This window comes from Bradyrhizobium sp. Pha-3 (assembly GCF_042258325.1).
GTDB lineage: Bacteria > Pseudomonadota > Alphaproteobacteria > Rhizobiales > Xanthobacteraceae > Bradyrhizobium > Bradyrhizobium elkanii.
The window spans coordinates 5,593,247-5,612,046 of record NZ_CP170151.1 but is presented as its reverse complement, the minus strand read 5'-3'; the positions used below and the strand labels follow the sequence as shown (position 1 = coordinate 5,612,046).

Annotated in this window: 25 protein-coding genes, 1 tRNA gene and 1 pseudogene; 17 read left to right on the top strand and 10 right to left on the bottom strand. The window is 65.4% G+C overall.

Annotation, left to right across the window (positions count from 1 at the left end; all coding sequences use genetic code 11):
• Positions 1-9 precede the first annotated feature (9 nt).
• From ACE10X_RS26600 to ACE10X_RS26555, 10 genes and pseudogenes are all read left to right on the top strand, one after another.
• Complete coding sequence (locus tag ACE10X_RS26600; protein WP_244435718.1) at positions 10-456, top strand: hypothetical protein; 447 nt, start codon at positions 10-12, stop codon at positions 454-456.
• A gap of 77 nt (positions 457-533) precedes the next feature.
• Positions 534-851, top strand: coding sequence for a hypothetical protein (locus tag ACE10X_RS26595; RefSeq protein WP_304557791.1), 318 nt, complete (start codon positions 534-536; stop codon positions 849-851).
• Positions 852-860: 9 nt separating this feature from the next.
• Positions 861-2,286: pseudogene (locus tag ACE10X_RS26590) on the top strand (TolC family protein).
• A gap of 12 nt (positions 2,287-2,298) precedes the next feature.
• Positions 2,299-3,654 carry a multicopper oxidase family protein gene (locus ACE10X_RS26585; protein WP_038383212.1) on the top strand — a complete coding sequence of 452 codons (1,356 nt, stop codon included), beginning with the start codon at positions 2,299-2,301 and terminating at the stop codon, positions 3,652-3,654.
• Between the two features lie 41 nt (positions 3,655-3,695).
• Complete coding sequence (locus tag ACE10X_RS26580; RefSeq protein WP_038383211.1) at positions 3,696-4,169, top strand: cupredoxin domain-containing protein; 474 nt, start codon at positions 3,696-3,698, stop codon at positions 4,167-4,169.
• Positions 4,170-4,198: 29 nt separating this feature from the next.
• Complete coding sequence (locus tag ACE10X_RS26575) at positions 4,199-4,513, top strand: copper-binding protein (RefSeq protein WP_375763051.1); 315 nt, start codon at positions 4,199-4,201, stop codon at positions 4,511-4,513.
• Positions 4,514-4,658: 145 nt separating this feature from the next.
• Entirely contained in the window at positions 4,659-5,408 is a 750-nt protein-coding gene (locus ACE10X_RS26570; RefSeq protein WP_038383209.1) for a cation transporter, read from the top strand.
• 146 nt (positions 5,409-5,554) lie between these two features.
• Positions 5,555-5,833, top strand: coding sequence for a hypothetical protein (locus ACE10X_RS26565; RefSeq protein WP_038383208.1), 279 nt, complete (start codon positions 5,555-5,557; stop codon positions 5,831-5,833).
• Positions 5,834-5,953: 120 nt separating this feature from the next.
• The gene (locus ACE10X_RS26560; protein WP_038383207.1) at positions 5,954-7,177 is read left to right on the top strand and encodes an MFS transporter; all 1,224 of its coding nucleotides are present in this window, start codon (positions 5,954-5,956) and stop codon (positions 7,175-7,177) included.
• 122 nt (positions 7,178-7,299) lie between these two features.
• Entirely contained in the window at positions 7,300-8,211 is a 912-nt protein-coding gene (locus ACE10X_RS26555) for an NAD(P)-dependent oxidoreductase (RefSeq protein WP_038383215.1), read from the top strand.
• A gap of 186 nt (positions 8,212-8,397) precedes the next feature.
• On the opposite strand, the gene ACE10X_RS26550 is transcribed toward ACE10X_RS26555, so the two are convergent.
• Positions 8,398-8,946, bottom strand: coding sequence for a lipopolysaccharide assembly protein LapB (locus ACE10X_RS26550; RefSeq protein ID WP_028335359.1), 549 nt, complete (start codon positions 8,944-8,946; stop codon positions 8,398-8,400).
• A gap of 275 nt (positions 8,947-9,221) precedes the next feature.
• On the opposite strand from ACE10X_RS26550, the gene ACE10X_RS26545 reads away from it, so the two are divergent.
• The 4 genes from ACE10X_RS26545 to ACE10X_RS26530 all read left to right on the top strand — a co-directional run bounded on the left by ACE10X_RS26545 (position 9,222) and on the right by ACE10X_RS26530 (position 11,820).
• The gene (locus ACE10X_RS26545; RefSeq protein WP_038383214.1) at positions 9,222-9,542 is read left to right on the top strand and encodes a His-rich protein BRANT; all 321 of its coding nucleotides are present in this window, start codon (positions 9,222-9,224) and stop codon (positions 9,540-9,542) included.
• Positions 9,543-9,771: 229 nt separating this feature from the next.
• On the top strand, positions 9,772-10,197 hold the full coding sequence (locus tag ACE10X_RS26540) for a hypothetical protein (RefSeq protein WP_038383206.1): 426 nt from the start codon (positions 9,772-9,774) through the stop codon (positions 10,195-10,197).
• 360 nt (positions 10,198-10,557) lie between these two features.
• Complete coding sequence (locus ACE10X_RS26535) at positions 10,558-11,274, top strand: outer membrane protein (RefSeq protein WP_028342645.1); 717 nt, start codon at positions 10,558-10,560, stop codon at positions 11,272-11,274.
• A 306-nt stretch (positions 11,275-11,580) separates the two neighbouring features.
• On the top strand, positions 11,581-11,820 hold the full coding sequence (locus ACE10X_RS26530) for a hypothetical protein (protein WP_038383205.1): 240 nt from the start codon (positions 11,581-11,583) through the stop codon (positions 11,818-11,820).
• A gap of 66 nt (positions 11,821-11,886) precedes the next feature.
• Here ACE10X_RS26530 and ACE10X_RS26525 read toward each other — a convergent pair whose 3' ends face one another.
• A complete protein-coding gene (locus tag ACE10X_RS26525) occupies positions 11,887-12,138 on the bottom strand; it encodes a hypothetical protein (protein ID WP_028342643.1) in 252 nt (83 codons plus the stop codon).
• A gap of 521 nt (positions 12,139-12,659) precedes the next feature.
• On the opposite strand from ACE10X_RS26525, the gene ACE10X_RS26520 reads away from it, so the two are divergent.
• The 3 genes from ACE10X_RS26520 (at position 12,660) to ACE10X_RS26510 (ending at position 15,135) form a co-directional block, all read left to right on the top strand.
• Positions 12,660-13,028 carry a hypothetical protein gene (locus tag ACE10X_RS26520; protein ID WP_050384776.1) on the top strand — a complete coding sequence of 123 codons (369 nt, stop codon included), beginning with the start codon at positions 12,660-12,662 and terminating at the stop codon, positions 13,026-13,028.
• Complete coding sequence (locus ACE10X_RS26515) at positions 13,025-13,873, top strand: alpha/beta fold hydrolase (RefSeq protein WP_304557793.1); 849 nt, start codon at positions 13,025-13,027, stop codon at positions 13,871-13,873. The genes ACE10X_RS26520 and ACE10X_RS26515 overlap by 4 nt, the downstream gene beginning before the upstream one ends.
• 101 nt (positions 13,874-13,974) lie before the next feature.
• Positions 13,975-15,135, top strand: coding sequence for a DUF2652 domain-containing protein (locus ACE10X_RS26510; RefSeq protein ID WP_038383201.1), 1,161 nt, complete (start codon positions 13,975-13,977; stop codon positions 15,133-15,135).
• Between the two features lie 44 nt (positions 15,136-15,179).
• Here ACE10X_RS26510 and ACE10X_RS26505 read toward each other — a convergent pair whose 3' ends face one another.
• From ACE10X_RS26505 to ACE10X_RS26470, 8 genes are all read right to left on the bottom strand, one after another.
• Positions 15,180-15,719, bottom strand: a complete 540-nt coding sequence (locus ACE10X_RS26505; RefSeq protein WP_038383200.1) for a hypothetical protein — start codon at positions 15,717-15,719, stop codon at positions 15,180-15,182.
• Between the two features lie 502 nt (positions 15,720-16,221).
• Complete coding sequence (locus ACE10X_RS26500; RefSeq protein ID WP_375763050.1) at positions 16,222-16,401, bottom strand: hypothetical protein; 180 nt, start codon at positions 16,399-16,401, stop codon at positions 16,222-16,224.
• 55 nt (positions 16,402-16,456) lie between these two features.
• Positions 16,457-16,645, bottom strand: a complete 189-nt coding sequence (locus tag ACE10X_RS26495) for a hypothetical protein (protein WP_038383197.1) — start codon at positions 16,643-16,645, stop codon at positions 16,457-16,459.
• Between the two features lie 230 nt (positions 16,646-16,875).
• Positions 16,876-17,109 carry a hypothetical protein gene (locus ACE10X_RS26490; protein ID WP_157787885.1) on the bottom strand — a complete coding sequence of 78 codons (234 nt, stop codon included), beginning with the start codon at positions 17,107-17,109 and terminating at the stop codon, positions 16,876-16,878.
• Between the two features lie 14 nt (positions 17,110-17,123).
• The gene (locus tag ACE10X_RS26485) at positions 17,124-17,381 is read right to left on the bottom strand and encodes a hypothetical protein (protein WP_038383195.1); all 258 of its coding nucleotides are present in this window, start codon (positions 17,379-17,381) and stop codon (positions 17,124-17,126) included.
• Between the two features lie 214 nt (positions 17,382-17,595).
• Positions 17,596-17,958, bottom strand: coding sequence for a hypothetical protein (locus tag ACE10X_RS26480; RefSeq protein ID WP_063709655.1), 363 nt, complete (start codon positions 17,956-17,958; stop codon positions 17,596-17,598).
• 1 nt (position 17,959) lies between these two features.
• Positions 17,960-18,034, bottom strand: a tRNA-Thr gene (locus ACE10X_RS26475).
• Positions 18,035-18,235: 201 nt separating this feature from the next.
• On the bottom strand, positions 18,236-18,676 hold the full coding sequence (locus ACE10X_RS26470; protein ID WP_038383193.1) for a hypothetical protein: 441 nt from the start codon (positions 18,674-18,676) through the stop codon (positions 18,236-18,238).
• Positions 18,677-18,800 lie beyond the last annotated feature (124 nt).

The following is an 18,800-nucleotide window of genomic DNA, read 5'->3' as shown; positions in this document are numbered from 1 at the left end:
TTGGTGCGACTGAACAGGCGAGGGCGGGTGCGGGCGGGATGTTCCATCATCCTGGCCTATCTGTTTTGCGTTCTCGCGCCGTCCTTCGCGCTCGCACTCGGGGCGCCGTTTCCGTGCCTCACCGATGAAGTCCAGCCGGCCGCCGCGGCGCATGTTCACGCGGCGTCGATGCCGATGGCGCACGCCGAAGGCATCGCGCACGATCATGCCGCCCACGATCATGGCGGCATGCACATGCATCACGCGGCCGGCGCCGCCGAACCGGGTGCCAAGCACAGCCACGACGGCAAGACCGCGCCGGGGCCGTGCTGCGCGTTGATGTGCGTATCGGCGCTGCCGGCCGATCTTCCCTTCGTCGCAACGCCCTTGCACCCGATCGCCACGCGCCTTAGCGAGGCTCGTCAGAGCCTGCGGAGCGAGGCGCCGGCGCGCCTCTATCGTCCCCCCATCGCCTGATCTTTCGCTGACATCGTGGCTGCGCCGCGCGCACGCGGGCGCATGCCGATTGCTCATCTGATGATCGGGACAGATCCATGTATTCGCATTTCGGGGCGAGGCTCGCCGCCGTGGCCACACGGTTTGGCAACCGGCTTGGCCGGCGCGCGCCATCCACATTCGTGTTGCGGATCGCCTCCGCCATCCTCGCGGCCGCACCGCTCGCCGGCTGCATGGCCGACGGCCGGCCGCTCGCCGTCGCAGGCGATCCGGCGAACCCGGCGGCGGGGACGGCCGGCGTCGGCTACCGCTCGACGATCGCGCCCTACAGCAGCTTGCGTCCGTCGACGCCGCTGCCCTGGCGCGAGCGCAATGACGGCGTGACGCCGCCGGCCAGTTCGAAGTCGGATCGGTAGGAGGGCGCCATGCGACATCCGGCCATCGCGCCGATCCTGCTGCTGACATCCGCGCTCGCGGGATGCGCGTCGTTCTCGCCCGACAGCGGCATGGGCGTCGTCTCCGAGGTGACCGAGCAGGCGATCGGCAAGGACGTCGCCTTCGTTCGCAGCGGAGACGCGGCCGCGAGCGTCGACGCCGCGGTGAAGCGGCTGCTCGCGCGCAACCTGTCGGTAGATGCCGCCGTGCAGGTCGCGCTGCTGAACAACAAGGGCTTGCAGGCCGCCTATAACGAGCTGGCGCTGGCGGAGACTGATTACGTCGCCGACAGCCTGCCGCCGAACCCGACCTTCTCGGTCTCCCGCATCACCGGAAGCGGCGCCAGCGAGGTCGAGCGGCAGGTGGTCGGCGACATCCTCGCGCTGGCGACCCTGCCGGCCCGCTCCGAGATCGCGCGCGAGCGCTTCCGCCAAGCGCAGCTCAAGGCCGCGCTCGCCACCTTGCGGCTCGCCGCTGAGGTGCGGCGCACCTATGTCGCAGCGGTGGCGGCGAACGAGACGGTCGCGCTGCTGACGGATGCGAAGGCGACCGCGGAGTCGACCGCGCAGCTCGCAAAAAAGCTCGGCGAGACCGGCGGCATGAACAAGCTCGACCAGGCCCGCGAGCAGGTGTTCTACGCCGAGATCACCGCGGACCTCGCCAGCGCGCGGCAGAATGCGGCGAGTTCGCGCGAGCGGCTGGCGCGCCTGCTCGGCTTGTGGGACGGCGATCTCGGCTTCCGAATTCCGGACCGGCTGCCGCCGCTGCCGAAGCGGCCGCTGCAGCAGCCCTCGATCGAGATCGCCGTGGTCGGTCACCGCGTCGATCTGCAGATTGCACGGATGGAAATCGTCGCGCTCGCCAAGGGCGCTCGATCTCACCGAGGCGACGCGCTTCGTCACGCTGCTCGACGTCGCCGGCATCGACAGGCGGACGCAGGATCCCGAAGCCCCGCCGTTCAGAGAGCGCGGCTTCGACGTCCAGTTCCAGATTCCGATCTTCGACGGCGGCGAGGTGCGCCTGCGCCAGGCGGCGGAGACCTACCGCCAGGCGATGAACCGCCTGACCGAGAAGGCGATCAACGTCCGCTCCGAGGCGCGCGACGCCTACCGCGTCTATCGCTCGGCCTACGACATCGCGAACCACTACCAGCGCGAGGTGCTGCCGCTGCGGCAGATCATCACCGAGGAGATGCAGCTGCGCTTCTCGAGCATGCAGGTCGATGTGTTCGCGCTGCTGACCGAAGCGCGGCAGCGGCTCGCCTCGCTGCGCGCGGCGATCGACGCCAAGCGCGACTTCCTGCTGGCGCAATCCGAGCTGCAGACCGCGATCAACGGCGGCGGCTCGGCCGGCGCAGCATCGACACCGTCTTCCATCGCCTCGGCCGCGCAGCCCGCGGCCGGCGGCGGTCATTGAAGGGAGCAGCATATGTTTTCACGACGAGGATTTCTGGGCAGCGCGGCGCTGGTCACGGCAAGCGCGGTCAGCGGCCGCGTCCAGGCCGCCGCCATTCCCGAAGCGCCGACCATGGACAAGGTGGTGATGCAGCCGCCGCTGCACCCCACCAGCGGGCCGGACTACCGGCCGGTTGTCACGCTCAACGGGTGGTCGCTGCCGTGGCGGATGAACGGCGACTGGAAGGAATTCCATCTCGTCGCCGAGCCCGTGGTGCGCGAATTCGCCGACGGCATGAAGGCCAATCTCTGGGGCTATAACGGCCAGGCGCCGGGGCCGACCATCGAGGCGGTCGAGGGCGACAAGGTCCGCATCTTCGTCACCAACAGACTGCCGGAGCACACCACGGTGCACTGGCACGGCATGATCGTGCCCAGCGGCATGGACGGCGTCGGCGGGCTCAACCAGCCGCACATCAAGCCGGGCAAGACCTTCGTCTACGAGTTCGAGATGAAGAACAGCGGGACCTTCATGTACCACCCGCATTCCGACGAGATGGTGCAGATGGCGATGGGCATGATGGGCATGTTCATCGTGCACCCGCGCGATCCGGCGTTCCGTCCCGTCGACCGCGACTTCGTCTTCATCATGAGCAGCTACCTCATCGACCCCGGCACCTATCTGCCGAAGGTCAACGAGATGACCGATTTCAACATGTGGACCTGGAACAGCCGCGTCTATCCCGGCATCGATCCGATGCCGATCCGGCTCGGCGACAGGATCCGCGTGCGGATCGGCAACCTGACCATGACCAACCATCCGATCCATGTGCACGGGCACAATTTCGCGGTGACCTGCACCGACGGCGGCTGGGTGCCGGTGTCAGCGCAATATCCGGAGACCACGACCGACGTGCCGGTCGGCGCGGTCAGGGCGTTCGACATGCTCGCCGACAATCCGGGCGACTGGGCGTTCCACTGCCACAAGTCGCACCACACCATGAACGCGATGGGCCACGACATGCGCAACTTCATCGGCGTGTCGCGCCATGATCTGGCGAAGGCGGTCGGCAAGCTCGCGCCCGACGCCATGGTGATGGGATCGACCGGCATGGCGATGGGCAACATGGAGATGCCCGCGCCCGATAACACGCTGCCGATGATGACCGGCACCGGACAGTTCGGGCCGATCGAGATGGGCGGCATGTTCACGGTGATGAAGATCCGCGAGGGGCTCGGCCGCGACGATTACGCCGACCCCGGACCGTACAAATATTCGCCGGGCACGGTTGCCTATGAGGTCGAGGCGCCTGCCGCCGAGCCCGCGCGCCAACCGCCGGCGGCGCCGGGGCGAAAAGCCAAGCCATCGATGAAGGGAATGAAGATGTAGCGGACCCAGCTCACTCACCAACGACAAGCATCAAACACAGAATGGAGAATCCAGTGAAGCAACTCACCAGCATCGGCGTCGCGCTGATCGCGCTGTCGGTCGCGGCAGCGCCGTCGCGCGGCCACGAGAAGCACGGCCACGAATCCTATTCGGCCGGCGAGCCCGGCGATCCGGGCAAGCCCTCGCGCACGGTCGAGGTCGAGATGAAGGAGATGGAGTTCACGCCGTTCCGCATCGAGGTCAAGCGCGGCGAGCAGATTCGCTTCGTGATCCGCAACGCCGGCACCGAGGATCATGAATTCCTGCTCGCGACCACCGAAGAGAATTTGAAGCATGCCGAAGTGATGAAGAAGCATCCGCATATGGAGCATGACGATCCGAACGGCGTTCGCCTTGCACCGAAGAAGAGTGCGGAGATCGTCTGGAAATTCACCAAGACCGGAACGTTCGAATATTCCTGCCTGATTCCGGATCACCGCGACTACGGGATGACCGGCCGCGTCATCGTGAAATGAAACCATCAACGAAAGAAAGCACAACAACCATGAACAGGATCATCCGGATTGCGCGCCCGGCCTCGTTTGCGCTGGCGTTGACATTGAGTGCGCCTTGGGGCGCTGTTTTCGCGCAGGGCGCTGATATCGATGGCGAGGTCAAGAAGATCGACGAGGGTGCCGGGAAGATCACGCTCAAGCACGGCCCGGCCAAGAGCCTTGGCATGGACGAGCCGATGACGATGGTCTACCGGGTCAGGGAGCCGGCGCTGCTGAAGCAAGTCAAGGTCGGCGACAAGGTCCGGTTCGAGGCCAAGGAGGGCGACGGCGGCTACACCGTCACCGCGATCCAGAAGGCGAAGTGAGGCCCGCATCAACAGGTTGGGCTGTCGGCCAAACCCAGCCGGCAGCCCTTGAAACCGCAACGCATGCTCCCCAGAGCTGTTCCAGACGGATCGGCTTGAATGGGTTGCGTGGCTGGCCTTATCCTGTCGTCCGGAAGGACGAGCGATGAACGACTGCTGCGAGCAGAAGACGACCGAATGCTGTGCGCCACCACCCCTGGTGCTGCCAATCAAGGCCGGCGTGCAGGCAGGGGACCGCGATCGCGCGGTCGATTCGTGCGGCTGCTCAGGCGGCGTTCCCGTCTTTGACGGTCTCGATCCGCGCTACAAGCGCGTGCTCTGGACGGTCATCGGCATCAATGGCGCGATGTTCCTGACCGAGATGATCGCGGGTCAGCTTGCCGGATCGCAGGCGCTCAAGGCCGATGCGCTCGACTTCCTTGCCGATACGGTCACCTATGGACTGAGCCTTGCGGTGATCGGCGCCAGCCTGCGTGTGCGCGCCTCCGCTGCGCTGTTGAAGGGCGCGTCGCTGAGCTTGATGGCGCTGTGGGTGTTGGGCTCGACCGTCTACCAGACGTTCGTGCTCGGCGTGCCGAAGGCCGAGGTGATGGGCGCCATCGGCACGTTGGCACTCGCGGCCAATCTAGGCTCGGTTCTGCTTCTGCTGCCGTACAAGGACGGCGACGCCAATGTCCGCTCGGTCTGGCTCTGCTCGCGCAACGACGCGATCGGAAACCTCATCGTGATGGTGGCCGCTCTCGGCGTGTGGGGATCGGTCTCGGCCTGGCCTGATCTTGCCGTCGCCGCCGTGATGGCGATGATATTCCTCACCTCGTCGGTGCAAATCCTGCGGCAGGCATGGGCCGAATATCGCGAGGCGGCGCTACGCAGCCCGTCAGCGGCGCATGGCTGATGAAGCCGCAAGCGCCCGGTGCTTCCTGCGAAAGGCCGCGCCAGGGCAGAAATTTGCCGCGCATTTACCTTAAATGATGGCTCCGGGGGAACGTCCGTGGCAGCGGCGCGTTGCTGTGCATCATTCGCGCACACAAGGCCCCCTCAATGACAATCAACGCGGCAATACTGATGGCGGCATTGGTGCTGTCGGGAACCGTGTTGGCGCAGAGCTCCGGCCCTTCGGCCGGCTCGGCGGGGGCCGGGCAGGCCGCCAATGTGACCACCACCGGTCAGGCGCTGAACAGCGCCAAGAAGACCGGCGACAGCGGGCCGCCGGTGGAGAAGGCCGCGCGTCCGGCAAAGCCGGATGTCGGCGCTGCGGGCAACACGGTGGGGGCGAGCCGCCCGCCAAAGCCCGATCGTCGCCTCGAGCATTATCCGTAAATCACCCTCGAATCCTGGGAACGTCACCGGGTCCGGGCCGGTTCGGGCGCCATCAGTCATGATATCGTCATGCCGCATCGGTTAGCCAAAGTGTTTGGCTGAAACGCGGTGGACAGGTTCATGGCGGGGAAGAACCGGGCCCAATTCCCGGGAATGGATCGGCAGACCGCCGGAGTGCTTCTCGTCCTTGCCGTGGCGCAAGTGTTCGGCTGGGGGACCCTCGGCCTGCCGGCCATTGCCGGTAACCGGATTGCGGCTGATCTCCACATCTCGCTCCCCATGGTGTTTGCCGGCACGTCGACCCTGTACGCGACGATGGGCCTGTGCGGGCCGCTGCTGGCGGAACCGTTCCGGCGCGTTGGCGCGCGGCGCGTCATGATGATCGGCAGCGTGATTGCCGCGCTCGGTTTCATCGTGCTGGCCTGCGCGCATCAGGCAGCGCTCTATTTCGTCGCCTGGGCAGTCCTCGGTATTGCCGGAAGCGCGGCACTCAGCACGGCCGCCTACATCATGCTGAACGAGGTGGCCGGGCGGAACGCGAAGGGGGCGATCGGCGCGCTGATGCTGGTCACCGGACTTTCCAGCAGCATCTTCTGGCCGACAACCGCGTTCCTCACCGGCGCCATCGGCTGGCGCAGCACCTGCTTGCTCTATGCCGCGGCGATGGTCCTTGTTTGCCTGCCGCTCTACAGCTTCGGGCTGCCGCGCCGTCTGGCCAACGCGGCCGAACCAGCATTGCCACCGGACCGGTCGGCCGCGCCGCCGCCGGCCCGCAGCACGTTCTTTCTGGTGGTCGCAGCAATCGCGCTCAACGCCTTCGTCAGCTTCGGGTTCAGTGCGGTATTGGTCGAACTGTTGAAGGCGCAGGGGCTGTCGGCACCTGAGGCGGTCGCGTTCGGTTCCACGCTCGGAATCGTGCAGGTGTCGGCACGCGCGATCGACTTTTTGGGGGGCGGCCGCTGGGACGGCATCACCACCGGCCTCGTCGCCGGCACGCTGCTGCCGGTCGCGATGCTGATCCTGATCGTCGGCCACGGCAGCCATCTGGCGATTGCGGCTTTCATCCTGATCTATGGCCTCGGCAGCGGCGCGCTTGCGGTCGCGCGCGCGACGATTCCGCTGGTGTTCTACGACAAGAGCGCGTTCGCCAAGGCGACGTCGCATATCGCCTTGCCGCTCAACCTGATCTCGGCGGTGGCGCCGCCGGTCCTGGCCGGTCTGCTGACGCGGTTCGGCAGCAACGCCGTGCTCGAGCTGGCGCTCACCTGCTCGATCGGTGCGCTGGTGATGCTCGCCATTCTCGGTCGCCGAAGGCGTGTCGTCGGGATCGGCGCGACGTCGTGAAACGCAGCGCCTTGTCGGCCATGGCGCATGTGCCCGGCACACTTCTTGCCTTTGAATCTCTTGCCACCGAGCGCGATACAGCGATCGCAAGCGCGCGCTCACGCATGACGCGAGAGGTTGCCATGACCCAACGGCGTATCGGCTTTGTCGGCTTCGGCGAGGCCGCGCAATGCTTCGCGGTGCATCTCGCAGGCAGGCACGAATCCGCGCCGCTGGTGTTTTGCGAGGGCAAGACCAATCGTCCGCCGTATTCGGAAGCGTTCCGGAGCATCGCGTCCGCCCGCGGCGTTGAGCTGGTGGACAGCCTGCCCGCGTTGATGGCGCGCGCCGACATCGTGTTCTCCGCGGTCGTGGTCGCAACGGCCGTGCCGGTCGGGCAGGCTATCGCCGGCCTGGTTCGGCCCGGGATGCTGGTGGTCGACGTCAACGCCTCCACGCCGAGGGCCAAGCGGCTGGTGGGCGATGCGGTGACGGCAAACGGTGGTGGCTTCGTCGATGCCAACCTGATGGGCGCGGTCAGCATCTACGGTGCGGCGGTGCCGCTGTACTGCTCCGGCGACGGCGCCGCGCGTTTCGCCGAGTTGTTTGGGCCGTTGGGCTTCACGATCGAGCTCGCCGGCCTAGAGGCCGGCACGGCGGCGGCGGTGAAGATGCTGCGCAGCGTGGTGACCAAGGGCATGGAGGCGCTGATCGTGGAAGCGCTGACCGCCGCCTCGCTCGCAGGGGTGCGCAGCGAAGCGCTGCGTGGCATTTGCGAACCGATGGACGCGACGCGCTACAGCAAATTCGTCGACATGTGCGTGCGCACCGATGTGCTGCACGCCGAGCGCCGCGCCGTCGAGATGGATGGCGTCGCCGAGGGGCTGCGCGAGATCGGCCTGCAACCGATCATGACGGAAGCGACCGCCGCGCGGCTCAGGACATCCGCACGGCTCGGCCTGCGCGATGATTTCGCGGCGCGCCAGGCCTACAGCGCCGACGATGTGCTCGATGCGTATGCTGCGAGAATGGCCGATCTCGCTCGCGATTTGTAAATTCGTAGGATGGGTAGAGCGAAGCGAAACCCATCGACTTCGTGCCACGATGACAGACGATGGGTTTCGCGGAGTTTATCGTCGGGCCGCGCTTTGCGCGGACCGTTGGCTCTACCCATCCTATAGCACAGCAAAAAGCCGGCGCAGTCGTCGCGACCACGCCGGCTCGAAAGCGATTGCCTTAACTCAGTAAACCAGGCCGGTGCCCGGGGGCTTCTCCAGCGCTGCGGCGAGCGAGCGATATTCGTCGCTGTTGGTGCCGGCGAGCTGGGCGATGCGGTTCAGGTGGTATTGCGCCTGATCGCGGTTGCCCTGTTCGACCTGCCAGAGGCCGTAATACTGCCAGGTGCGCACATGGGCTGGGTCGGCTTTCAGCGCGCGCTCGTACCAGATCTGCGAGACCTTGTAGTCGCCGAGCTTGCGATAGGAGTAGCCGATCAGGTTGGCGACGTCGGCACGATCATCCTGGCCGAGCGCCTTCAGCTGCTCGATCGCGGCGGTGTAGTCGTGCTTGTCGTAGATCGTGGTGTAGGCGGCGCGATAGCCGGCCAGGAACTTCTGATCGTCGATCGCGGAGCTCTTGTCCTTCTTTGCCTTCTTGCCCTTGCTGCTGCCGCTGTCGGAAGCCGGCGGCGAGGGATTGTCGCTGCCCGCGGCATAGGCCGAGATGACCGGCCCGGAGGCGAGCGTCATCGAGAGCACTGCGAGGCCCAAAAACTTCGTCTTCCTGCTCATTCCTGGTTGCTCCTGATCGTTCCTGATCGTGCTCGGTAATCCTACACCGAAGCCTGATGACTTGAACACCCAGGGGTGCAGAACATTCCCGGCCGATCCCACGATTGCGTGATCCGGCAGTGGCGGAGAACATGACAGAGATGTCATTCACATGAATGAAGTCCGTCAGGGTCCTTCAGAACCGGTTCAGTGCGCGGTCCCTAAGGTCACGTGCATTGATCGGTGAGGCCGACCATCCGGCCGGAAACCTCTCGATCCCGACGAGGAGGACCATCATGCTGAAGACGATTTCCGCCGCGCTGCTCGCCATGTCCGTGATCGCAGCGCCCGCGCTCGCCGCCGAGACCGGCAAGGCCGCAACGCCCGCGCCGGCGACCACGACCGCCCCAGCGACCAAGGCTGCCCCCGTCATCAAGAGCGAGCAGCTGCCGTCGAAGGTGCGCAACGCCAACGCCAAGATGCACCACAAGCACTATCGCCATCACCGCCACCACAAGCACATGGGCATGCTGAAGGTGAAGTCGCCGAAGCATGCGACCACGCACGTCCGTGCGAAGGTCGCGACCAAGCACGTCGCGCCGGCCAAACGCGGCTGACCCAAGCGCAGTTGAATCTGATCCGAGGGGCGTAGTTTCGATCCACATTGCCCCGCTGCGCACTTCGGATGCAGAACCGGCCCGTCCGTCCATTGCTTCCCCAATGGCGACGGGCCGGAGTGCGTCCGGCTCCGGTTGTGAACCCGGGCGAGGAATAACCGACTTGCGAATTCCCTTCGGCCGCCCGGCAGTTTATGAGACGCCTCCGGGGACTCAGGGAACAGCGTCGTTGCGGATTTCATCACAACTGGCAGCCATCCTGCTGCTCTCGCTCCCGCTCGCCGGCTGCCTCACCAGCGACGACGGCGGCGGGCCGACCACCTTCACCGATGATCGGGGCGTCGCCAACCAGCCGTTCCCGGACCGCTACCGCGACCAGATCCTCGCCTTCATGCGGACCTACCTGAACAATCCGGTCGGGGTCCGCGAGGCTGTTATCGCCGAGCCGGCGCAGCGCACGGTCGGCGGCCGGCTGCGCTATGTCGTGTGCCTGCGCTACAGCGCGAAGGATACCGACGGCAATTACCGCCCGGCCCGGGAGCGCGGTGTCCTGTTTGTCGACGGCCGGCTCGACCGCATCCTCGACAACCCCGCCGAGCCCTGCGCCGGCGCGTCCTACGCGGCATTCCCGGAACTGGAAAAGATGTCGCGCTAGGGCATGATCCGGAAAAGTGTGAAGCGGTTTTTCCGAAAAGATCATGCCCGAACAAGAGGCAGAAGCGTGATCTGATCGCGCTTCTGCGCGGCGGCTTGTCGCAAGCCTGATCGAAACGTTAGCGAACTCCGATCACTTTTCGGGGAGCGTTGAACTTCAACTTAGCCGTCTGCGACTTACATAGAGCCGAGATGCGGTTGCTTAACCGGTGAAAAATCTCGCTGTGCCAAGGAACAAAGGGGCGTTGTTGCGACCCTGTCACAGCTCGGAAACATCACGGGTCCGGCATTGCCCCAAAGCAACCTAATTGAGGTCACGTTGTTTGGCTTAACAGCGCAGCGTTAGTAACGGGGACCAGAAATGAAGAAGTTTTTGTTCGGCACGGTCGCGCTGGCCGCTCTCGCGAGCCCGGCGTTTGCGGCTGATATGCCGGCCCGCACCTATACCAAGGCACCGCCGCCCTATACCGCCCCCGCAGTCGTCTACAACTGGACCGGTTTCTATATCGGCGGCCATGTCGGCGGCGCGTTCACCGACGGCAACAACCTGATGGGCAGCGACGCGCGCTTCATGGGTGGCGTGCAGGGCGGCTTCGACTATCAGTTCGCCCCCAACTGGGTGATGGGCGCCGAGGCGCAGTATTCCTGGCTGCCCAGCTCCTCGAACAATGGCGTGCTGCTCCCGGGCGGAACACTGGTGACCGGCAACACCGACCAGATCGGTTCGGTGACCGGCCGCCTCGGCTACACCTGGGGTCCGGCGCTGCTCTACGCCAAGGGCGGTTATGCCTGGCGCGACAACAACAACATCACCGCGTCGGTCGGCGGCGTGCCGGCGTCCTTCACCACCGATGGCGGCCACAAGGACGGCTATACGGTGGGCGCGGGCCTCGAATACATGTTCGCCCCGAACTGGTCGGCGAAGGCCGAATACCAGTACTACAATTTCGGCAAGACCAACTTCACCAGCGGCCCGGCCGACCTCGTCGGCACGAGCTTCCGGAACGACGAGCATACCGTCAAGCTCGGGGTCAACTACCGCTTCGGTTGGGGCGGCCCGGTCGGCTCCCGCTACTGATCGCATTGTCGTCAATCGAGATCGAAAGGCCGGCCTTCGGGTCGGCCTTTTTTGTTGGCCAGCCGCTCGCCCCGGAATGACGACGCATGCGGTGAACCCGTAGCCCGGATGGAGCGCAGCGTAATCCGGGACAGTCGATCCGACGAACGAAGTCCCCGGATTTCGCTCCGCTCCATCCGGGCTACGACCCCACATTCACCCGATGTTCAGTCTTGATCGTGCAATGCAAAAAATAATTCCTGCATTGCACGGAACTTTCATCGTGCTGCGCTATTATGCGATCGCCGGGCTGGTGGACAAACGAACATGCGTGGTTTTGCGTTAGGGCTGATCATCTCTGCGGTCTCCGTGCCGTGCCTTGCCCAGACTATCCTCAAATCCGAACCCTTGGCGCTCGCGCCTTATGAGGTCGTATTCGTGCAGGACGCGTCCTGCTCGGCTGGCAAGGTGCTCAAGGTGACCGGCGCGATCCGGGGTCTGCATCGGCGGAAGATTTGCGTTTCGCTCGCCGCCGAACAGGCCTCGCTGGCGACGGCAACCCCCTAGGGGCGGGGCGACCGCACCCGTTGCATCCCCGGTCCGCCGCTGCGCGCCGGCCAACCCAACGTCTGGTTAGTTCAACCGCGGCTCCAGTCGCGCTTCGCGATCGGCATCGGCCTTGTTCTTGGCCGGATCCTCGTTCGGGTCGAGCTGACACGGCCGGATCTCGTAGTCGTTATCCAGCACCGGGCGAGGTGCGGACTTCTCCTCCTCGGAGACGGCATCCACCACCAGGCCTGATTTCCTGGCCAGCGTCCAGACATCCGCCTCGGTCGGGTAGGCCTTGCTCAGCTTGGCGTCCTGATAAAACAGCGCGTACGGCATTCGTCGTTCCCCAAACAACCGACAACGCCAGCACCCGTTTTGGGTTTCAGGGAATGTCGCCGTTCCGGTCACGGAACCGTGAGCGAGCATCCGCGGCAAGCATCTGAAAATATGAGTCATTTCGGCCCTTTCGCGGAGGGGCCCTGAGTCCTTAACGGGTGGTAAACCCCCGAAAAAAGAATCCCCGGGACTCTCCGGCTAGAATCGCCGGATGCTCCGGTTCATGAGAGCGATCCACCAGCCTCCTTACGAACGCGTGCAGCTCGCCCTTGCGGTTGCGCTGCTCGCGGCCTGCGCCGCGAACGTGGCGCTGGTCTGGTCCTGGCTCTAGATATCCCGGCTTTTTCCTGGCCCTGGATCTCCCGGCTCTCGCCAAAAATTCGTATGTGGCGGCCGCGCGAAAACGCCGGGGCCGCGCGGCGCCGCTGGCGATTGACGGCACCTGCATTCCTCCCATCATTGCCGGCAGAACAAGCGCCCGCTGCGCCCTGCGCGGACGGGCCGCGATCGGGGGAGCTGATATGATCGATACGCTGAAGGAACGGGTCAACGGCGACGCTGGCCTGGTGCGGCGCGGCCGCTACCTCACCACGACATTCCTGCTTGAGATCGGCGCGGCCGCCTGGCTGATCGCGATCCATGAGGGCCGGATCGTCGCGGTGACGAAGGGCCCGTTCGTGATGCCCTCGTCGTCGTTCGCGCTGCGCACCTCGCAGGCGGAGTGGGAGCGGTTCTGCGAAAAGCGGCCGCCGCCGGGCTCGAACGACCTGATGGCGCTGATCAAGCGCCGCGTGCTGAAGGCCGAAGGCGAGCTGCAGATCTTCATGGCGAACCTGCGCTACTTCAAGGAGGCGCTCGGCAAGCTGCGCCGCGAGGGAGTGGCCGCATGAGCGCAAAATTCGAACCGATCGTCGGCCGCTACATGCATCTGGAGCTGTTCGGCCGGGCCCACCGCGTCTATGTCGAGGAGGCGGGCGAGGGCACACCGCTGCTCTGCCTGCACACCGCGGGCGCGGACGGGCGGCAATATCGCGGCCTGATGAACGATGCGCGCGTCACGCGCAACCACCGCGTCATCGCCTTCGACATGCCCTGGCACGGCAAGTCGTCGCCGCCGCAGGGCTGGCACGACGAAGAGTATCAGCTCACCTCCGCGCAATACACGACCATGATCCTGGCGGTGATGGACGCGCTGGAGCTCGACAGGCCGATCGTGATCGGCTGCTCGATCGGCGGCCGGATCGCGCTGCATCTCGCGCTCGAGTATCCCGAACGTTTCCGCGCCATCATCGGCCTGCAGGCCGGCGCGCATGTCGATCCCTATTACGACCTGAATTTCCTGCACCGGCCGGACGTGCATGGCGGCGAGGTCGCCGCCGCCATCGTCTCGGGCCTCGTCGGCCCCGACGCACCCGACAAGGAGCGGTGGGAGACGCTGTGGCACTACATGCAAGGCGGCCCCGGCGTGTTCAAGGGCGACCTCTATTTCTACAAGGTCGACGGCGACATTCGCACCCGCGTCGCCGAGATCGACACGAGACGTTGCCCGCTGTTCCTGCTGTCGGGCGAGTACGATTATTCCTGCACCCCGGAAGAGACGCTGGCGGTCGCGAACAGCATTGCCGGAGCCGAGGCCACCATCATGCAAGGCCTCGGCCATTTCCCGATGAGCGAAAATGCGGGCGAGTTTCTCAAGCACCTGCTGCCGGTGCTGGAGAAGATCGGCGGCCGCTAGCGCACGCCTACGGTTGCTTTGGTCCTCGACCTCAGGCGGCGCGGTATGACAGACTGCGCATCCGCACGATTGGGCGTGAACCAGTTGCGCAGGAGGTCCCCATGCTTCCGAAGGCTGAAGCGGCCTATTTCGCGATTGCCGACATCTCCGGCTATACCAACTTCCTCGCGGCGGTCGAGCTCGACCATGCGCAGGACATCATCGCCGATTTCATGGATACGGTGGTGAAAGCGCTGCGCCCGCCATTCCGCCTCGCCAAGTTCGAAGGCGACGCCGCGTTCGTCTACACCACCGCCGAAGCAATCGACGGCTCGCTGCTGCAGGACGCGATCGAGGGCGCCTATTTCAAATTCCGCCGGCGCCTGCGCAACGTGCGCCAGGCCTCGACTTGCGAGTGTCAGGCCTGCGTCGCGATGGGCGATCTCGATTTCAAGTTCGTTATTCATCATGGCGAGATGGTCAAGCAGAAGATGGGCGGGAGAGAGGAGCTCGCCGGGCGCGACGTCATTCTGGTCCACCGGCTGCTCAAGAACACGGTTGGTGAGAAGATCGGCGGGCGCGCATATGCGCTCTACAGCGACGCGGCCATCCGCGCGATGGGCGTCGATCCGGTCGCGCAGGGTCTCATCGCGCATCACGAAACCATCGACGTCATCGGCGACGTGACGCTATGGGCGCGCGATCTCGAGGCGGCGTGGCGGCAGGAAGACGCGCGAACCCGGATGCAGGTGACGCGTGGCGATGCCTACGCCATGCTGGAATTCGACATCGCCGCGCCGCGGCAGACGGTGTGGGAGTTTTTCACCGTGCCCGGGCAATGGCAGAAATGGTGGGACGCCGACGCCATCGTCGAGGATTCCGGCAAGGGACGGCGCGGTCTCGGCACCAAGAACCACTGTATGCACGGCGACCATACCGTCGTTGAGGAGATGCTCGACTGGCGGCCGACCGATTATTTTACGGTGGGCATCACGCTTCCAATTCCGGGCGCGCCGCGGATCGTGATGACTCGCGCCGTTCTGGACGGTCCAAACGGAATGACGCATCTGGAGCTGCGGGTCGCCAAGCCTAAGCCAAAGGATCGAGAGTTCGTCGACGGCGCCGCAGCCAAATACACCGAACGCATGACCAAGGCGATCGCCGGCTTGCGATCCATGCTGGAGGGGGAGCAGCCTGCCCTCGACGCGGTGGAAGAGCCGACGCTGACACGGTCCGGCGGACGCTTTCTGACCGAACCTGTGAAATCGGGCGAGCGCGGCTGAAGCCCAACGGACCCGCACCGATCCGGCGAAAAGGGGGGCTGCGCTTACTTGCCCGAGCGCGGCAGCTCGTTGATCGCGGCGCGGACCTTGGCCATGGTCGTGGTGCAGTATTCCTCGCGCTCCTTCAGGAAGCGCTGCTGCTGGGCGCGGAAATTGGCAACCCGCTCCCGCACCTCGGATCCGAAGTCGCCGCTGATTTCGAGCCTGGCAAATTGCGGCGGCTGCGCCGGTTGAGGCGGGACTTCGACGACCGTCACCGCCAAGGGCGACGGAGCGGGGGGCAGGCCCTCGAGCACGGTCGGCACCGGAAGCGGAGGCGGCACGACCGCAGCCCGCACCTCGGCCGCAGGCTTGACGCTGAACGTGGCGATCGCCTCGGCCAAGGCCTGTTCAGCGGCGGTTGGCAACGCGGCGGCGGGTGCAGGCGTAGCAGCGGGTGGCGCGGCGGTCGGCTTTGCGGCAGGCGGCACCGCCGTCTGCGGGGCAGGCGCCGGCGGCTCGGCGTCGGGCAGCTTGCCCTTCACCGACTGTACGAAGGCCATTGTCTGCGCGATCAGGAGATCGCGTTCCTTCATCCACTTCATGGCGCACCTTGAGCGCGCGGATTCCAGCAAAGCAACCGCGCGGAATCAAGCGCTCGTCATCATGATGGTTGACGAAGACGCCTGTTTGGTAGGCGCGGTGACATAATTGTGACAGGCCGCGCGTGGTGGACGGGTCAGCGCTGACGGGGATTGGTGTTCGGCACGAACGGGGTACCGACGATCCGGACCGGAGGCTGGGCCAGTCCCTGATTCGCCGCCGACGCTTGATTCGCGGCCGGCCAGGCGCGGGGTTCGCCGGCGCGGGTGCCGGATCGAGCAGGGCGACGAGGCCGGCCGCAGCCACGCTGAGCAGCGTTAACGTGCCCAGAAGCAGCAAATTGCGGTCGGATTCGCGGACCCTCATGCGAGGAAAATCGCGTGAGCGGGCATAACGTTCCGAACAAATCCTCAGGGCGTTGTCGAGCTGATTTGGCATCACCTTAAGGACGAGCATCAGGAGAGAACGAACCGGTGTGCCGGCAGGAACGGGGCGGGATTCGGCCTAATGGGCCGCCACCGCGGCGGGTACCTGCTCGATGCTGCGGGCCTCGATCAGGTCGGCGTAGCGGTCATATTCCTCGGCCATTTCGAGCAGCTTCTCGCGCACCGCGGCGTCGGTCACCTGCCGAGCCAGCCGTCGCGCCTGATCGGATTGGAAGCGGTAATGTGCTGTGTCGGACATGGTGGCGGCTCCTCACATATCTGTAAGGGCCACCCGGCAAAGGTTCATCAAGGCGTCATTGCAGCGTCGGTGGGCGATCCGCCGGCGAAGCCGACGCGGCGGGCCCCGTCTTGTCCTCGCGGACCTCGACCTCGAACCAGCCCATCTCCTTCAGCTCGCGTGCCTTCTTCTCGGCCGCGTCTTCGCTGTCGCGCTTCAGCACGATTTGGCTGGTGCCATCTCGGGCAAGGATCAAATAGGTCATTGGCTGAGTCCCACCCCGCATTCTGCATACCCCGTTTAGGGCCGCAAGAACAGAAGCAAGGCGAGGGATGGGTGATCCTACGGGAAGGATCCCACGATTCCTGCCAGGGAGGTGTCGCGGCGGCTTTCCGGACCGGCCCTGCGGTGCAGCGCCGGTTCGGAAAGGGCGAACTGCCTCACCGCTTCACCACCACATCGGTGTGGCGGTTTCTGTCGTCCCGCCGATGTGCCTTAGCGTTGGGTGCAGACGAAGCGGGTGCCGTTCTTCGTCGTGCCGGTGGCCCGGCTGCCCTTCTTCGCGACGGGATAGTTGTTGCCGTTCGGGAAGCCGGTGAGATGGATGTAGGCGCTATCGCCGCCATCATACGACCCCGAGATCAGACCCGGGGCGGAGCAGGTCCAGACTGCGGCGCTTGCCGGGATGCAGCCGATGGCAAAGAAAGCGAGGGCGACTGCGATTTTCATGTAACCCTCAAGGCTCATCGATAGCCCGCGCTGAAGTTATGGTCGCGAATGCCGATCGCCTTGGCCTGTGCTGCGGACACCCGATCCCGACACTGGATGTACCTCAGGACCTGCGCGTCGGTGCCCGCGGAGTGAGCGCGCCACATATCGAGAGTAAAGCCGTTCTTGGCCATGCAGGCCTGGGAGTGAGGGCTGTCATTGCGCTCCCTGGCGCTCGCCGGAGCGACGGCCAACGTGGACAAGACAATCGCGGCGCAGAAAACAATCTTCATTTTGAAATTCCCAAAGATGAAAGTGCGGGAACAATAGCCAGCGGGAACAAAATCACAAGTAGTCGTCGCGTGGGTACTCAACGTTCTCGCTAGGGCTTCATGCAAAACATTGCGAAGCGCGGAGGTCGTTGCATTGGCTAGCGGTGAGCGCGATCGACGATGCGGCACTTCCGACAACCGGAATAATACGGCTCGCTCTGTACATTGTGGGCAATCAAGCGAAGCGCTTTGATTGAATCGCGACGACGTGTTCGAATCGCAGCCGGGAATGACGCGCGGCGCAAGCCGCGCTTATCTGGATGGAGGACGCGATGCCCAGGCACTTCGGTTTGAAGGCAGCATCGGCCGCAGGACGGTCGGCGTTCACGGGATCATCGAGGGATTTGCAGCAGCGGACTGCTTCGGCGGCGGCATCGAAGAAGCATGCTCCGGAGAGCTCCGCGGCGTCGAAGCACGCTTCCCCATGCGCGGAACTGCCGTATTCGCCTGCGAGCTGGCGGGGCTGCCGTGGCCGGCGGTCGATCTCGGCAGACTGAAGCTGTGTCGCAGCGGCCAGGATGGCGGAAATCCAAGCCAATTGGTGCCGGCTGAGGGGATTGAACCCCCGACCTTCAGTTTACAAAACTGCTGCTCTACCGCTGAGCTAAGCCGGCGAATTGGGAATGATTTGCGCGCTCGCATAGCAGACTTGGCGCGCCAGAGCCAGAACCAAGGCCAGAACCGCCGAGGCCCCAGGGCCAGAGCCCGAAGGCCGGAACGTGTGCGGCCCGGATTCCATCACTCGGCGCGCATCGGCTTGGCAGCAAAAAGGCGGCCCGCAGGCCGCCCTTTGCGCCGACGGCCTGTCAGCTGAGCTACTGGCAGGGATGCTGGCGGCCGTCGCTGCCGCGGAACCAGGTGCCGGGGGTGCAGACAAAGCCGTTCTGCCGGGCATATTCGGCCCCGCCGATCGGGGCGCGGGCATAGTCCGGGCCGCCAAACGGGGCGGTGGCGACCGCAGCCGCCGTGCCGACCGCGCCGCCGACGACGCCACCGGCCACGCGGGCCGCGGCGTCGACAGGCGCGAACGGGCCGGGGTCATAGCGGTTGTAGCTGCTCTGCCAGTCGCGGTCCCGCCGATCGATGCGCTGGTGATAGGCGGTGCGGGTGGTGCCCGGTGCCACCGCCTGGCATCGGGCGTCCGGCCAGTCATTCGAGCAGCGCGCGGCGGTGCCGATCGTCTGTTGCGCCATTGCCGGGCTCGCCAGTGCCGAGGCGAGCAGGGCTGCTGCGCCGAGGATTCTGAATTGTGTCATGCAAGGCCTCCTCTCGTCGTGGTGGACGGCTAATTTCGCTGTGCAGCGCTCGTTCCGCCGCGGCCTTGCCCTGCGTTCAAACCAGTGTGAAGTTCCGCAGGCCCGTGCGCATGATGCGTTCCGC

Bases quoted from the DNA above. Each gene is read 5' to 3' on its own strand.
- ACE10X_RS26515 (WP_304557793.1), top strand. From the start codon at position 13,025: ATGAGCGCAAAATTCGAACCGATCGTCGGCCGCTACATGCATCTGGAG.
- ACE10X_RS26510 (WP_038383201.1), top strand. From the start codon at position 13,975: ATGCTTCCGAAGGCTGAAGCGGCCTATTTCGCGATTGCCGACATCTCC.
- ACE10X_RS26555 (WP_038383215.1), top strand. From the start codon at position 7,300: ATGACCCAACGGCGTATCGGCTTTGTCGGCTTCGGCGAGGCCGCGCAA.
- ACE10X_RS26575 (WP_375763051.1), top strand. From the start codon at position 4,199: ATGAACAGGATCATCCGGATTGCGCGCCCGGCCTCGTTTGCGCTGGCG.
- ACE10X_RS26595 (WP_304557791.1), top strand. From the start codon at position 534: ATGTATTCGCATTTCGGGGCGAGGCTCGCCGCCGTGGCCACACGGTTT.
- ACE10X_RS26580 (WP_038383211.1), top strand. From the start codon at position 3,696: ATGGAGAATCCAGTGAAGCAACTCACCAGCATCGGCGTCGCGCTGATC.
- ACE10X_RS26490 (WP_157787885.1), bottom strand. From the start codon at position 17,109: ATGAAAATCGCAGTCGCCCTCGCTTTCTTTGCCATCGGCTGCATCCCG.
- ACE10X_RS26565 (WP_038383208.1), top strand. From the start codon at position 5,555: ATGACAATCAACGCGGCAATACTGATGGCGGCATTGGTGCTGTCGGGA.
- ACE10X_RS26570 (WP_038383209.1), top strand. From the start codon at position 4,659: ATGAACGACTGCTGCGAGCAGAAGACGACCGAATGCTGTGCGCCACCA.
- ACE10X_RS26530 (WP_038383205.1), top strand. From the start codon at position 11,581: ATGCGTGGTTTTGCGTTAGGGCTGATCATCTCTGCGGTCTCCGTGCCG.
- ACE10X_RS26550 (WP_028335359.1), bottom strand. From the start codon at position 8,946: ATGAGCAGGAAGACGAAGTTTTTGGGCCTCGCAGTGCTCTCGATGACG.
- ACE10X_RS26485 (WP_038383195.1), bottom strand. From the start codon at position 17,381: ATGAAGATTGTTTTCTGCGCCGCGATTGTCTTGTCCACGTTGGCCGTC.
- ACE10X_RS26500 (WP_375763050.1), bottom strand. From the start codon at position 16,401: ATGTCCGACACAGCACATTACCGCTTCCAATCCGATCAGGCGCGACGG.
- ACE10X_RS26495 (WP_038383197.1), bottom strand. From the start codon at position 16,645: ATGACCTATTTGATCCTTGCCCGAGATGGCACCAGCCAAATCGTGCTG.
- ACE10X_RS26520 (WP_050384776.1), top strand. From the start codon at position 12,660: ATGATCGATACGCTGAAGGAACGGGTCAACGGCGACGCTGGCCTGGTG.
- ACE10X_RS26525 (WP_028342643.1), bottom strand. From the start codon at position 12,138: ATGCCGTACGCGCTGTTTTATCAGGACGCCAAGCTGAGCAAGGCCTAC.
- ACE10X_RS26470 (WP_038383193.1), bottom strand. From the start codon at position 18,676: ATGACACAATTCAGAATCCTCGGCGCAGCAGCCCTGCTCGCCTCGGCA.
- ACE10X_RS26560 (WP_038383207.1), top strand. From the start codon at position 5,954: ATGGCGGGGAAGAACCGGGCCCAATTCCCGGGAATGGATCGGCAGACC.
- ACE10X_RS26545 (WP_038383214.1), top strand. From the start codon at position 9,222: ATGCTGAAGACGATTTCCGCCGCGCTGCTCGCCATGTCCGTGATCGCA.
- ACE10X_RS26585 (WP_038383212.1), top strand. From the start codon at position 2,299: ATGTTTTCACGACGAGGATTTCTGGGCAGCGCGGCGCTGGTCACGGCA.
- ACE10X_RS26505 (WP_038383200.1), bottom strand. From the start codon at position 15,719: ATGAAGTGGATGAAGGAACGCGATCTCCTGATCGCGCAGACAATGGCC.
- ACE10X_RS26535 (WP_028342645.1), top strand. From the start codon at position 10,558: ATGAAGAAGTTTTTGTTCGGCACGGTCGCGCTGGCCGCTCTCGCGAGC.